Annotated in this window: 10 protein-coding genes; 6 read left to right on the top strand and 4 right to left on the bottom strand. The window is 71.7% G+C overall.

Going from position 1 to position 13,517, the window contains the following annotated elements:
- Positions 1 to 60 precede the first annotated feature (60 nt).
- The 3 genes from LUM46_RS00615 (at position 61) to LUM46_RS00605 (ending at position 3,357) form a co-directional block, all read left to right on the top strand.
- Positions 61 to 1,134: a substrate-binding domain-containing protein gene (locus LUM46_RS00615; RefSeq protein WP_274991619.1), complete on the top strand. Its 1,074-nt coding sequence runs from the start codon at positions 61 to 63 to the stop codon at positions 1,132 to 1,134.
- A gap of 92 nt (positions 1,135 to 1,226) precedes the next feature.
- Complete coding sequence (locus LUM46_RS00610) at positions 1,227 to 2,525, top strand: ABC transporter substrate-binding protein (RefSeq protein ID WP_274991618.1); 1,299 nt, start codon at positions 1,227 to 1,229, stop codon at positions 2,523 to 2,525.
- 175 nt (positions 2,526 to 2,700) lie between these two features.
- The gene (locus LUM46_RS00605; RefSeq protein ID WP_274991617.1) at positions 2,701 to 3,357 is read left to right on the top strand and encodes a Poxvirus protein I5; all 657 of its coding nucleotides are present in this window, start codon (positions 2,701 to 2,703) and stop codon (positions 3,355 to 3,357) included.
- Positions 3,358 to 3,400: 43 nt separating this feature from the next.
- Here the strand turns inward: LUM46_RS00605 and LUM46_RS00600 are convergent, their stop codons facing one another.
- Positions 3,401 to 6,271: an exo-rhamnogalacturonan lyase family protein gene (locus tag LUM46_RS00600; protein ID WP_274991616.1), complete on the bottom strand. Its 2,871-nt coding sequence runs from the start codon at positions 6,269 to 6,271 to the stop codon at positions 3,401 to 3,403.
- A gap of 143 nt (positions 6,272 to 6,414) precedes the next feature.
- Between LUM46_RS00600 and LUM46_RS00595 the strand changes: the two genes are divergently transcribed.
- Positions 6,415 to 8,754 (top strand): rhamnogalacturonan lyase, encoded by a 2,340-nt coding sequence (locus LUM46_RS00595; RefSeq protein WP_274991615.1) that lies wholly within the window; start codon positions 6,415 to 6,417, stop codon positions 8,752 to 8,754.
- A gap of 85 nt (positions 8,755 to 8,839) precedes the next feature.
- Here LUM46_RS00595 and LUM46_RS00590 read toward each other — a convergent pair whose 3' ends face one another.
- Positions 8,840 to 10,096 (bottom strand): glucuronyl esterase domain-containing protein, encoded by a 1,257-nt coding sequence (locus LUM46_RS00590; RefSeq protein WP_274991614.1) that lies wholly within the window; start codon positions 10,094 to 10,096, stop codon positions 8,840 to 8,842.
- 230 nt (positions 10,097 to 10,326) lie between these two features.
- Between LUM46_RS00590 and LUM46_RS00585 the strand changes: the two genes are divergently transcribed.
- Positions 10,327 to 10,560, top strand: a complete 234-nt coding sequence (locus LUM46_RS00585) for a hypothetical protein (protein WP_274991613.1) — start codon at positions 10,327 to 10,329, stop codon at positions 10,558 to 10,560.
- Here the strand turns inward: LUM46_RS00585 and LUM46_RS00580 are convergent.
- Complete coding sequence (locus tag LUM46_RS00580; RefSeq protein ID WP_274991612.1) at positions 10,549 to 11,574, bottom strand: LacI family DNA-binding transcriptional regulator; 1,026 nt, start codon at positions 11,572 to 11,574, stop codon at positions 10,549 to 10,551. The two genes, LUM46_RS00585 and LUM46_RS00580, sit on opposite strands and share 12 nt — an antisense overlap.
- Positions 11,575 to 11,635: 61 nt before the next feature.
- Here LUM46_RS00580 and LUM46_RS00575 point away from each other — a divergent pair, with 61 nt between their 5' ends.
- Positions 11,636 to 12,004 (top strand): L-rhamnose mutarotase, encoded by a 369-nt coding sequence (locus LUM46_RS00575; protein WP_274991610.1) that lies wholly within the window; start codon positions 11,636 to 11,638, stop codon positions 12,002 to 12,004.
- A gap of 23 nt (positions 12,005 to 12,027) precedes the next feature.
- On the opposite strand, the gene LUM46_RS00570 is transcribed toward LUM46_RS00575, so the two are convergent.
- Positions 12,028 to 13,455, bottom strand: coding sequence for an APC family permease (locus LUM46_RS00570; protein WP_274991608.1), 1,428 nt, complete (start codon positions 13,453 to 13,455; stop codon positions 12,028 to 12,030).
- Positions 13,456 to 13,517 lie beyond the last annotated feature (62 nt).

Here is a 13,517-nt window from a genome sequence, read left to right as displayed (position 1 = left end):
GCCCCTTGCAGGCGCAACGATCACGCCCACAACACGGTGGGGGACGGGGGGAGGGGGAGCATGAAGCTGCCGACGGCGCGTCACGAGTACCTGCTGCGTGAGGTCGAGCTGCGGGGGAGCCTCCGCTCGGCGGAGGCCGCGGAGCGGCTCGGCGTCTCCGAGGTCACCATCCGCCGCGACATCATGGCGCTCGACCGGGCCGGCAAGCTGGCGCGGGTGCACGGCGGGGCGATAGCGCTCCGCTCGTCCCGGGGGCCCGAGGCCGCACGGGTCCTGGTCGGCGTGGTGGTGCCCAGCACGGCCACACACTTTCCCCAGTTCGTGCGCGGCATGGAGTCGCTGGCCCCCGCGGTCCGGGCCCGGCTGGTGCTCGGGGTGTCGCACTACCGGCCGGAGGTGGAGGAGGCCCAGGTCGCGCGCATGATCGCCCTGGGCGCCGCGGGCATCGCCATCGCCCCGACCACCCGCGGCCGGGAGCCCGCGGAGCTTGCCGCGTGGGCCTCCGCCATCCCGGTGCCCGTCGTCCTCGTGGAGCGCCGTATCGACGGGATGACCCGGCTCAGCGAGCTGGACCTGGCCCGGACGGACCTGACGCACGGCGCGGTGGTCGCCGTCGAGCACCTGGCCGCCCTCGGCCACGACCGCATCGCTCTCGCCGTGTACGACCGGACGCCTACCGCGCCGTACGTGCGCGAGGGCTACCGGCAGGCGGCCGAGCGCCTCGGGCTGGGGGCTGCGCCGTCGGCGTCCCTGCCCAAGGGCGAGGACGACCCGGCCGAGCTGGAGCTCGCGGTCGGCCGGCTGCTCGACGAGTGCGCACGGGCCCGGGTGCGCGCCGTCCTCGTGCACACGGACCACCATGCGGCGCGCTTCGTGGAGGCCGCCCTGGACCGGGGCCTGCGGGTACCGGAGGACCTCGCGATCGTGGCGTACGACGACGAGAACGCCGAGCTGGCGGCCGTTCCGCTCACCGCCGTCACCCCGCCGCGCTGGGAGCTGGGGCGCGAGGCGCTCCGCCTGCTGGTCGACCGGATGGCCGAGCGGGGCGAGGAGGACCGCCGCCCGCCACGCCACGTCGACCTGCTGCCGCGCCTCACGGTCCGGGAGTCGTGTGGCGGCGCGCCCCGCGCCTGACCGTTCTTGTCCGTTTTCGTCGGTTCCTTGCGCGCGGCAGGCAGCATTCTGCCGTGCGCGGAGGCGCAGACGGCTGAGCAAGGAGGCTCACGATGATACGAACGGACGCACGCAGCGCCCGGGCCCTGATCGCCGCGGCAGCTGTGCTGCCGCTGGTGGTGACGGGATGTTCGGCTGGCGACACCGGCGGCGGGGACGAGACGGTGGTCCTCGACTTCGCCTGGTGGGGCGACACGACGCGCGCCGAGCGGTACGAGGAAGCGGTGACACTCTTCGAGGAGCAGCACCCCGGTGTCGAGGTACGCACGAACTTCGCGGCCTGGGGCGACTACTGGAGCGCGCGGAACACCGAGGCGGCGAGCGGCAGCCTGCCCGACGTCATCCAGATGGACCTCGCCTACCTCGCCGAGTACGGGCAGAGCGGGCGCATCGCCCCGCTCGACGAGCACGTCGGCGAGCAGATCGACACCTCGGCCCTGCCCGAGGGCCTGGTCGAGGCCACGCAGCTCGACGGCCAGACCTTCGCGATCCCCACCAGCACCAACACGCTGGCGACGATCGTGAACACGGACCTGCTCGGGGAGCTGGGCGTCGAGCCGCCCGAGGGCGACCTGACCTGGGACGAGTACGACGCGTTCCTGGCGGACGTCGCCGAGGCGGGCGCGGACCAGGACCCGGTGGTGCACGGCTCCGTGGACTACACGCAGGCCCTCTGGCTGTTCCAGATCTGGCTCGGGCAGCAGGGGAAGGCGCTCTTCGACGAGGACGGCGCGCTGGGCTTCACGAAGGACGACCTGGCCGCGTGGTGGGGGCGGGCCGCGCCCCTGCACGAGGACGGCGCCTTCCTGCCGGCGGAGCGCCTGGACCAGCTCGAGGGTGTCGACGCCATCGGCGCCCAGGAGACGGCGGCCGACATCAGCTGGGACAACTTCCTGGTGCGGTTCAGCGAGGGCTCCGGCGGCGCCGACCTCGAGATGCTGCCCCTGCCCGCGGACGACCCCGAGCAGCGTGGCCTGTTCCTCAAGCCGTCCCTGATGCTGTCCATGGCTGCCGGGTCGGAGCACCCGGAAGAGGCGGCTGCCCTCATCGACTTCATCACCAACGACCCTGAGGTCGGCGAGATCTTCGGCATCTCGCGCGGCGTCCCGGCGTCGTCGACCGCCCTGGACGGCTTCGAGCCCGAAGGGCTGGACGCGCAGGTGGTGGAGTACGAGGCCGCGCTCGAGCCGCATCTGACTGGTTCTGCGCCCCCGCCGGTCGCCGGGTTCGGCACCGTCGAGACCGCGTTCACGCGGGTCAACGGCGACCTGGCGCACGGAGCGGTCGGCCTGGACGAGGCGGTGGACCAGTTCTTCACGGAAGCGGAGGCCGCACTCGCCGCAGGGAGCTGAGCCGCCCCGCTGAGCCGCCGCTGGCCGAGCCAGCCGGCGCTGGTCGAGCCTGTCGGGACTCCTCGGCAGGCTCGACCCGTGCGCCCGGCTGCTAAGGTCCCTTTGTATCGTTTCAGGACGCGACGGCGGAGCGACGCAGGTGTCGCCGCCGTCCGACAGAGGAGTCGGGGTCCCCGTGAACTCTCAGGAGCAGGCCGACGAGCCCGAGGAGCAGCCGGAGCGTGGCCGCCGCGTGGCGGGCGAGAGCCGGTTCGCCCTCCTCGGCGAGACGCTGCTGACCGGGCTCCTCGTTCTTGTCGGGAGCCTGCCCCTGGTGACGCTGCCCGCGGCGCTCGCGGCCGGCGTCGCGCACCTGCGCCGTCATCTCGGCGGCTATGACACCTCCGTGCGCACCTTCGTACGGGACTGGGTCGCGGCGGTGCGCGGCCTCTGGCTGCTGGGCGTGCTGGTGGTGCTCGCCGTGGTCGTCGTCGTGGTCAACACCGGGCTGACGGCGTCGGGCGCGCTCCCGGGCTCGTCCGCCGTCCGCTGGGTGACGTGGGTGGTCGCCGTGTGCGCCGCGGTGGTGCTGGTGCGCGCCGCGGCCGCATGGTCCGACGACGACACGGCGCCGGGCTCGACGGCCACGCCGGGCACGGGTGGCGTCCGGCAGCTGCTGTCGCGCGGAGCCGCCCGGGCCCGCGACGACGTGGCCGGGTCCGCGCTGCTGGTCGCCGCCCTGGCCATGTGCGTGGTGCTGGTCTGGATGCTCACGCCGCTCGTGCTGGTGACGGGCGGCCTGCTCAGCCTGGCGGCGGTGGCGGTCGAGACCCGCCGGCTCGACCGTCTCTGACCCCCGCCCGCCGCGCAGGCGTGCGAGCGGCGACTGGCGCGGGTCAGCGGAGCCGGTCTCCGACCAGGGACAGGCACTGGATCGCCGCGAGCCCGTACTGGGCACTGGCGTTGGTCGAGAAGCTGGCCTCGTCGACCGGGTGCAGCACCCGGGGCGGCTCGATGCGGCGCGTCCCCCAGTCGTGCCCGTCCGGGTATCCGGCGTGCCCGGTGCGCAGCTCCTGCCAGGCGCGGTCGGCGAGCGTGTCGTCGTCCAGCCGGACGGCGGCGTACGCCGTGGCCCGCGAGTAGGCCTGGCGCAGGTTGAGGCTGCCCCAGGACGCGCCGGTGACCGCCTGCTGCTCCGCCGCCGTCCCGTTGTACAGGCGGCAGAACTCGACCCACCTGGCCTCGACCTCCGGCTCGTCGACCAGGTCGAGCAGCTCGGTCATCACCTCGATCAGCCCGAACACCGAGCTCAGGCTGCCTATCGACACGGTCCTCTCGGGGCCCGAGCTGAACGTCGCCGTCGTCAGGTCGTAGGTGGTGCCGCCCTGGACCCAGCCGTTGGGCAGGGCGGCGATCGACCGGGCGCTCGCGAGCAGGCGCTTCCGCGCGTCCGGGTCGCCGTTCCGTTCCCACTCGGTGAGCCACGCTCCGGCGACGGCGCCCCAGTCCGTCGTCGTGCCGAAGGGCAGCGCGGTCGGGTCGGGGTCGTAGGGGCCGGTGGACCCGTCGATCTTGCGGGTGGCGTTGAGCACCAGGTAGGTGCGGTCGGAGTCGACGAGCTCGTGCAGCAGGTCGCCCGTGCGCTCGTCGCCGGTGAGGAAGTAGTAGAAGCGGCGGTAGTTCGCGTTGCTGATCCGGACCTGCTTGGCGCTGTCGCCCCAGTGCAGGACGGAGTGCCGGGTGCCGAGGCCCTTCCACACGCCGAGGTGGTAGACGTCCACCTCGCCGGTGTGCCTGGTCATCGCCTCGGCCAGCCGGAACGCGGCGGCGTCGCCGGTGCGCAGGTAGTGGTACCAGAGCCACAGGTCGGTGGAGAGCTCGGAGTTGTCCCAGGCGTAGCCGCCGACGTCGTAGCGCCACTGGTGCCGGTCGACGTCGTAGGTGTGCATCACGTCGCCGTAGTCCCAGAACCCGTACCAGGACCGCTGGTCCACCTGGTCCTGGTGGTAGCTGTGGATCGCGTCGAGCCGGTCCTCGATGGTCGCGCGGGCCGGCGTCGACCGGTCGACGGGGGACCACGAGCCGAACACGCCCGCCGCGTGGTTGTGCTCCGGGCTGCTCACGATCAGCGGCGGTGCGCTGTTCGCGGCGGCGAGCTCGGTGAACCGCTCCGCGGTCGGCGTGGCGCCGAGGGCCCAGAACATCAGCTCGCTGGTGCGGGCGACGCCGTACGGGGTGCCGAACCCTGGCTCGTAGTCCTCGTACGTGATCTCGAGGGCGTCGAGCTGCTCGGGGTAGGTGTCCTGGCCCATGCCGTCGTGGTAGAACCGCAGGTCCATCGCGCCCGCCCGCGGTGACCACAGCCACACCGTCGCCTCCGCCTCCTCGGTGGCGGCCCCGGTGATCTCCAGCTCGGTGGGGTGGAGCTGCCAGAAGTTGCGCATCCCGAAGGCCAGCCCGCCCGACGGCGTCCCCACGTAGCCGAGCCCGGCGGCCCGCTCACCGTCGTCGACCCGGAGCCACGAGTGGCCCTTGCCGGTGCGCTTGCGGATCTCGAAGCCCTGCGCCGTGAGCTGGCTGAGGCTGTAGTCACCGAACGCGGGGATCCAGTGCAGGCGTGACGTGACGCGCTGGTCCCAGGTGGCCGGGTCGGGCAGCGCCTCGCCGGCGACCTGCGCCCGCCGGACGGCGGCACCCGGGTCGCGCCGTAGTCCGGTGATGCCGCGGACGGCCTCGGACAGCACGCCGCCGTCCGTCCCCGCGAACCGCACGTGACGGTCGTACAGCTCGCCCCGCATCGGCACGGTGAACCGCACGCCGATGCCGTTGATGAAGTCGCGCTCCTCGTCGCCGTCGAACAGGAACGTGTGCACGACGCGGATCCCGTCCGAGCCCGCGAACAGCGAGAAGCGGAGCACGAAGGGGAGCCATTCCCGGGATCCCTTGCGGTGCTTGCCCTCCACCCGGACCACCGCGCGGACCGGCCCGGACTGCTCGACGACCACCGAGCTCACGGACCCCGTGAAGGACTCGAAGCGGATCGCCTGGGGGCCGTCCGTGTCGGGCTTGTCCTGGCGGGAGACCACCAGGCGCCCGGAGTGCGCGAGCACCACGCCCCCACGCCGCACCGACCGGACCACCTGGTTCCCGTGCCGGGCGAACGCGACCCGGACGACGCCGGTGTCGACGGTGATCTCTGCCGCCGACTCCCTGACCGCTATCGCGTGCGCGCCCGTGGCCGGCCGGCCCGCACCCAGCCGGTAGGTCTCGGCGCGCGGTGCGTCCTCGCTGACGGCGTGCGCGGTCCACTTGACCGAGCCGTCGGGCCACCAGGCCGTCGGCCACGTCTGCACGGGCACCGCCTCGCCGGCGGCGGTGCTCAGGGAGAACTGCTGGTCGGGCGAGAACGCCCCGCGCGGCCACGGCACACCCCAGGTGGTGCCGCCTGCCAGGGTGGCAGGGGTGTCGCGATCGAGCCAGCGCAGCTCGACCGGGTCGTGGGACCGCAGGACCGGCGGTGGGGTGGCCGCCGGGACGGCGGCGTGCGCGTCGCGGGGGACGAGGGCGGCAGCTCCTGCGGTGAGGGCGGAGGTCAGGACGGTACGACGGCTGACATGAACCACGATGTTCATCTCCTTCGGGTGGTGCACTCGGATGTCGAGCTCCTGCTCGGTCGGCGTCGACGCGCGCAGGTCCAGCAGCTTCCGCAGGGAAGGTAGGTCCAGGAACGTCGCCGGATGGCGGAACGGACATTTACGCGCAGCCATCGGATGAGCCCGGGTCTTGACCTTGTACCGATTTAGAGACAGCCTCGTCTCTGGTCTTGAATCCTTTCAGGACCGCGCGGTGCCCGGCGGCAACGTCGCCGTCGGGCACCCTCCCAGTGCAGAATTCAGAGAGGAATTCGACGATGGTCCCGAGGAGAATCCGGGCGGGTGCTGTCCTGGCGACAGCGCTCTGCCTCGGCGTGAGCGGCGTACCGGTGGCGGCGTCGGCCGGTACGGTGGCCGCCCCCACGAACGTGCCGGCGGCGGCCCAGGCCGTGGAGACCACAGCCCAGGGCGACCGGGGTGGAGAGCGGTCCGGAACCGAGCGGCTCGGTCGCGGCCTCGTCGCCGCGGCGACCAGCGAGGGGGTGTTCCTCAGCTGGCGGCTGCTCGCGCCGGAGGTCACCGGTCATACCGACGCCGGGCTCAAGGGTCCCGACTTCGCGGTGTTCCGCGACGGGCGGCGCGTCGCGAAGGTGTCGGGCTCGACCAACTACCTCGACGTCGCCGGGACCGCCGACTCGCGGTACCGGGTGGTGCCGCTCAGCGGGCCGAGCGCGGGCCGGTCGGCGACGACCACCGTCTGGGGCGACGGGCACCTCGACATCCCGCTGAACAAGCCTGCCGACGGCGTCACGCCGGCGGGCGAGGCCTACACGTACCGCGCCAACGACGCGTCCGTCGCGGACCTCGACGGCGACGACGAGTACGAGATCGTCGTGAAGTGGGACCCGTCCAACTCCAAGGACGTGTCGCAGGTCGGGTACACCGGCAACGCCTACCTCGACGCCTACGAGCTCGACGGCACGCAGCTCTGGCGCGTCGACCTGGGCGTCAACATCCGCGCGGGCGCGCACTACGCGCAGTTCCCCGTCTACGACTTCGACGGCGACGGCCGCGCCGAGCTGATGGTCAAGACGGCCCCCGGCACACGCGTGACCACGTACCGCAACGGCAGGCCCGCTGGGCAGCGCTACATCGGGATCCCGCGGGACGACCGGGCGGCCGGTGTGACCCACGCCGACGACTACCGGATGTCGGCCGGCGACTACTACGAGCACCTCGTGGACGTGTTCCGCGGCTGGTCGTCGCGGTCCGAGGTGACCAGCGGGCAGTGGCCCGCCACCCTCGAGGAGGCATGGGGCCTCGACGCCCGGTGGTCCTACCCGCTGTCCGACGCCGACGCCCGCGCCGCGGCCGACCACTTCATCGACGTCTACGCGCCGGCCCGCTCGACGCGGAACCAGCTGCGCAGCTTCGAGGGCTTCGTCATCAGCGGCCCGGAATACCTCACGGTCTTCGACGGGCGGAGCGGCAAGCCCATGCAGACCGTCGACTACGAGCCGGGGCGCACCGACGACGGCCTGCTCTGGGGTGACTACGCCATGTCGCGCATCGAGCCGGGCAACCGGGTGGACCGGTTCCTCGCGGGCGTGGCCTACCTGTCCGAGGGGCGGCCCAGCGCGATCTTCGCGCGCGGCTACTACACTCGCTCCACGGTCGCGGCGTACGACTGGGACGGCAAGCGACTGACCAAGCGCTGGCTGGCCGACTCGGGCTGGACGCCGATGTCCAACCCGTTCAACGACAGCCCGCACGGCGTGCCGGGCACCTCGCCCGAGTGGGGCAGCCTCACCACGCAGGGCTTCCACTCGCTCTCGGCGGCCGACGTCGACGCGGACGGCAAGCAGGAGATCGTCTACGGTTCGGCGACCCTCGACGACGACGGCTCGCTGCTGTACTCGTCGTCCGACACGCTGCCCGAAGGCTCGGCGAACCCGGGTGCGCAGGCCGGGCTGGGCCACGGCGACGCCATGCACGTGACCGACATCGACCCGGCGCGTCCCGGGCTCGAGATCTGGACCGCGCACGAGGGCGGCGCGTGGGCCCCGTACGGCTCCGCGCTGCGTTCGGCGGAGGACGGCGAGGTGCTGTTCGGGCAGTACTCCGGGCGGGACACCGGCCGGGCGATGATCGGCGACGTACAGCCGGACGTGCCGGGCATCGAGGTGTGGGCGTCCATGCCGGACGGCACGCTCGGGTCGGGCACGCTGAGTGCCACGGGGGAGCAGGTGTCGTCGACGACCATGGGCACGAACCAGTCGGTGCGCTGGGCCGGTGACGGGACCACGCAGATCATCGAGGGCTCGGGCGATGCGGTGCCGACGATCAAGGACCGGTCGCGCGGCACGGTGGCGACCCTGGACGGGACGCTGACGAACAACGGCACCAAGGGCAACCCGTCCCTCGTGGCCGACGTGCTCGGCGACTGGCGCGAGGAGGTGCTGGTGCGGACCACGGACTCGAGTGCGCTGCGGCTGTTCACGACCACCGAGCCGACCGACATCGCCCTGTACGCGCTCATGCAGGACCGGCAGTACCGCGTCGAGGTGGCACGTCAGCAGACGTCGTACAACCAGCCGTCGTACCCGGGCTTCTACCTGGCCTCGGACACCGACTGGTCGACAGTGACCCGCCCCTGACCCCCTCGTTGAGTGCTGGGTATTTGCGCTGTTCCGGGCTCCTGGAGCGCAAATACCCAGCACTCAACGAAGGGCGGTGGGCCGGTCAGCTCAGCTGCGGGGTCGTCCAGGTGCGCCAGTCCGCCAGGTTGCCGGACTTGCTCGGGGCCACGCGGAACACTCCGGGCGCGTTGCCCGTGCCCAGCAGGAACTTTTGGATGCTCGCCTGCATCGGCGCGCGCCACTCCGCCCGGTTGGCGCAGTGCGTGCCGTCCGCGACGTCGGAGACGTACGAGATGTTGGATGTCACGCCGAGTGCCGTGTAGATCTCCCGGCCGGCCAGTGCGGCGACGCTCCCGGAGCGAGCCCCCAGCCAGTCGACGCTCGGGTTCTCCATCAGGAACAGTCCGCGCGGCGCGATCATCCCGATCACCGAGTGGGTGTCGACGGGCAGGCCGGCAGGGTTGTTCACGTGACTGCCGAAGGCATCGCCGAGCCACGGCTGCTCGCCGTACCCGCTGCTCAGCGGCTGCGCGCCGGACTCGGTGGCGACGCCGCGCAGGATCGGCGCACCGGCGGTACCCGACTCGACGGGCATCGTCAGGTCGATGCGCTGGTCGAACGCGCCGGTCACGAACGCCCCCTTGCCGAAGCGCGAGCAGCCCGTCACACCGAACGAGTCGGTGCGCAGGATGCTGCCGTCCGAGCGTTCGATGACGTCGATGATGCGGCTCACGCCCCAGCCCCACGCGACCAGCAGGCCCGTGCTGCTCGACGACCCGTAGAGGTCGTAGAACGCGCCCCGCTTGGTGCTGCGGCCCGTGCCCTCGGCTCCGGCGACGTACGGGTCGAAGCTGATCACGGCGGCGCCGCTGTTCTTGATCGTGGCGGTGTCCGCCCCGAACCCGCCCAGCACGACGACGGCGGGGAACGGGCCGCTGCCGCTCGGCAGGTCGACCGAGGCCGAGAAGCTCGTGGACCGGCCCTGGTCGGACACGTTCACGGTGATCCCGGTCCTCGACACCGTGCCCGTGACGCTCTGCGGGGCGGCCGGCTTCGCGCCGTAGATCGTGTCCTCCGCGTGCTTCTTGATCTCGGCCCGGCGGCACTCCCAGTCGGCCTTCGCGGTGATCCGGGTGCCGTCGTTCCGGGTGAACGGGTCGGGCAGCCTGGCGTCGGTGCCGGGAGCGCCCGGTCCGACGACGCAGTCGGCGCCGTCGAACTCGTCGGCGGTCCCGGCCTGGCCGGTCACGCCTGCGGCTGACAGGCTCGTGTCGGCTGACAGGCTCGTGACGCCGGCCGGCGCCACCGCCTCGGCGGGCACGGCCTGTGCACCGACGGCCGAGACGGCCAGGCTCGTCACCGCCGTCAGGACGACGGCCCAAGCGAGTGGTAAACGATTTCGAAGCCTCGGCATCATTGCCTCCAGAAAGAGTGGGGACTCGCACGTTAGGAGCGGTCGGTCGCGCGCGGCAACGGGCTTAAACGTTATGGGCCCGGCCGCACCCGGGGCCGTCTCCGAACGTCCGGGACGCGCCGGGACGCCGTGCGCTAGCGTCGGCCACGACACCCACCGAAGCCGAGAGGCCGACCATGTTCGCACTGTCGCCGTACGACCTGATCTGGACCGTCGGCGCGCTGTTGTCCCTCGGGCTGACCTTCGCCGCGCTCGTCGTCTGGTTCAGGACCCGCTGGTCGCGGACCGGTGAGGCCGTCCTGACGCTGCTCGTCATCCTCGTCGTGCCGATCCTCGGCCCCGCGGCCTTCCTGACGGCTCGCCGCAGGCGTCCGGCGCAGCCGGACGCCTGGCCTCACTCAGCTCGCTGACGTCGAGCTCGAGCCCCGCACCACGAGAGTCGGCTGGAACATCACGTGCTCTGCCGCCGTGTCCGGTCCGCTGAGCAGGAGGTCCGCCGCCCGGACACCGAGCTCGTGCGTCGGCTGGCGCACCGAGGTCAGGGGCGTGGAGAGCTCGGCGGCGAACGCGACGTCGTCGTACCCCACGACCGCCATCTCGGTGGGGACGGCGATGTTCTCCGTGCGGAGCGTGCGCAGCACACCCAGCGCGACCAGGTCGTTCACGCAGAAGACCGCGGTGGGCCGGTTGCCGGAATCCAGGATCGCGCGGATCGCGGCCTCGCCCCCCTCGGCGTTCAGGCTGGTCACCGTGACCTCCACCAGGGCGGACGCCGGGTCGAGCCCGGCAGCGGCCAGCGCCTTGGTCACCCCTTCGTGCCGGTCGGCGCACTGCCTGATGGTGTGCGGCCCGTTGAGGAACACGATGCGCGTGTGGCCCTCGTCCAGGAGGTGCCGCGCGGCGAGCTCGCCCCCGCGGACGTCGTCGACGGCCACCGACGAGATGCCCGGGTCCGACGACGGCCGGTCCAGCAGCACGACGCCGGTGCCCCGCCGGCGGACGGCGAGGAGGTGCTCGATGTCGTGGGTGGCCGGCACGACCATGACACCCTGCACGCCGTGCTCCTCGAACAGGCGCAGGTAGCGCTGCTCGCGGTCGGGGTCGTCGTCGGACGACGCCACCATGAGCGTGAAGTCGTCGCGGTCCAGCCGCTCCTCGATCCCCCGTGCGACGTCGGTGAAGAACGGGTTGGCGATGTCCAGGACGATGGCGCCGATGGTCGTGATGGTCCCGGCGCGGAGCTGCCGCGCGGACCCGTTGCGCACGAAGCTCAGCTCGTCGATCGCGGCCTCGACCCGCTCGCGGGTCGCGGGGAGCACGCGCTCGGGTCGGTTGAGGACGTTGGAGACCGTGCCGACGGAGACACCGGCAGCACGGGCGACGTCGGCGATGGATGCTCGTCGGTGAGCGGCCGGCTGGGTCATGGAGTGCCTCCTTGCTTCGGGCTACATTATGAACCGTTTCACGAGGAACCGGAGGACGGACATGTCGAGCAGTGCTGCTGGCGCACGCGTCTGTTTCACATCACGGGTGCGGGCAGACCGTATCCCGGAGTACCGGGCGGCACACGCCGCCGTCTGGCCAGAGATGCTGGAGGCCCTGCGGGACACGGGCTGGCGCGACTACCACCTGTTCCTGCGCGACGACGGACTGCTCGTCGGCGTCCTCGAGACCGACGACTACGAGGCAGCGCAGCGGGGCATGGCGGCGACCGAGGTCAATGCCCGCTGGCAGGCAGCGATGTCGGGATTCTTCGTCGACGAGGGCAATCCCGACGACGGCTTCGTGCTGCTGGACGAGGTGTTCCACCTGGAGGGCCAGCTGGCGGCGCTGGGCCTGCCGACCACCAGGTGACTACCTCGCGGGAGGGGGGCGGGTTAGTTGACGCCGCCCTCGCGTTCGCTGAGCGCGTTCGGATCCGTGATCTGGGTGGGCTCCGGACGGTTGAACGACCAGGTGACGAACCACAGGACCACGCCGATGAGCAGGAGCCAGCCCGCGATCTGGTACTGGAGCGGATCGCGCCCGGTCCACGGCCCGACGAAGAACGCGCAGAGCAGCGCGCCGAGGATCGGCAGCACGGTCGGCGCCACGAAGTGCTTGCGCTCCACGATGTTGTTCCGCAGCTTGAGCACCGCGATGTTCACGATGGTGAACACGGCGAGCAGCAGGAGCGAGGTGGTACCGCCCAGCGCCGCGATGACGCCGGACTCCCCCTGCAGGGTCACGAGCACGATGAGCCCGAACGAGACGCCGGTCGTGAACAGGATCGCCGCCCACGGCGTCCGGCGGCCTGGTGCGACCTTCCCGAGGAACGAGGGCAGCACCTTCTGCTTGGCCATGCCGTACAGCAGGCGTGACGCCATCAGCATGTTGATCAGGGCCGAGTTCGCGACGGCGAAGATGGTGATGAACGGATAGATGGAGCCCATGGGGAAGTCCGGCAGGGCCCGCTGGACCACGAGCGTGAGCGGTGTGTCGCTCTCGCCGAGCTCGCCCACGGGCACGATCGCCACGGTGACGATCGCGACCAGCACGTAGATGACGCCGGTGATGCCGATGCCGGTGATCATGATGCGCGGGAAGATCTTCACCGGTTCCCGCGTCTCCTCGGCCATGTTGACGGCGTCCTCGAACCCGACCATGGCGAAGAACGCGAGCGACGTCGCCGCGGTCACGGCGAGGAAGGCGTTCTTGTCACCGGGGCTCTCGAACACCATCACGCGGCTGAGGTCGGCCTGCCCGCCGAACACGGCGAAGATCCCGACCAGGATGATGAAGAGCAGGCCGGACAGCTCGACGATGGTGAGCACGATGTTGGCCTTGACCGACTCGCCGACGCCGCGCAGGTTCACCGCCGCGACCAGCGCCATGAAGACCAGGGCGATGCCGACCACCACCCAGGTGTTGGGTTCCTCGACGCCGAACCCCACGAGCAGGTTGGACCCGACGGCCCGGGCGGCGGTGGACGCCGACGTGATGCCGGAGCACATGACGGTGAAGCAGACCATGAAGGTCAGGAAGTGCACGCCGAACGCCTTGTGCGTGTACAGGGCGGCGCCGGCGGCCTGCGGATACTTGGTCACCAGCTCCAGATAGGAGAACGCGGTGATGAGTGCGATGACGAAGGCGACGATGAACGGCGCCCATGCCGCCCCGCCGACTTCTGCCGCGACCTGTCCGGTGAGCGCGTAGACGCCCGTACCGAGGATGTCGCCGACGATGAAGAGCAGGAGAAGCTTGGGCCCCATCACCCGCTTGAGCTCGGTTGGTTCCTCGCCGAGAGCTGCGTGCTGCTCGGCCATCGGTCGGCTCATCTCCGGTCCCCCTCCAGTGCGTAGGACGGGGCGGACATCGCCCCTGATCG

Origin of the sequence: Promicromonospora iranensis (assembly GCF_028994805.1) — a bacterium.
Lineage (GTDB): Bacteria > Actinomycetota > Actinomycetes > Actinomycetales > Cellulomonadaceae > Promicromonospora > Promicromonospora iranensis.
Note: the sequence above shows the minus strand (reverse complement) of the source record. Positions and strands in the feature narration are given on the sequence as shown.

Coding starts and splice junctions, on each gene's coding strand:
- LUM46_RS00615 (WP_274991619.1), top strand. CDS start 61: ATGAAGCTGCCGACGGCGCGTCACGAGTACCTGCTGCGTGAGGTCGAG.
- LUM46_RS00610 (WP_274991618.1), top strand. CDS start 1,227: ATGATACGAACGGACGCACGCAGCGCCCGGGCCCTGATCGCCGCGGCA.
- LUM46_RS00600 (WP_274991616.1), bottom strand. CDS start 6,271: ATGGCTGCGCGTAAATGTCCGTTCCGCCATCCGGCGACGTTCCTGGAC.
- LUM46_RS00595 (WP_274991615.1), top strand. CDS start 6,415: ATGGTCCCGAGGAGAATCCGGGCGGGTGCTGTCCTGGCGACAGCGCTC.
- LUM46_RS00585 (WP_274991613.1), top strand. CDS start 10,327: ATGTTCGCACTGTCGCCGTACGACCTGATCTGGACCGTCGGCGCGCTG.
- LUM46_RS00580 (WP_274991612.1), bottom strand. CDS start 11,574: ATGACCCAGCCGGCCGCTCACCGACGAGCATCCATCGCCGACGTCGCC.
- LUM46_RS00575 (WP_274991610.1), top strand. CDS start 11,636: ATGTCGAGCAGTGCTGCTGGCGCACGCGTCTGTTTCACATCACGGGTG.
- LUM46_RS00570 (WP_274991608.1), bottom strand. CDS start 13,455: ATGGCCGAGCAGCACGCAGCTCTCGGCGAGGAACCAACCGAGCTCAAG.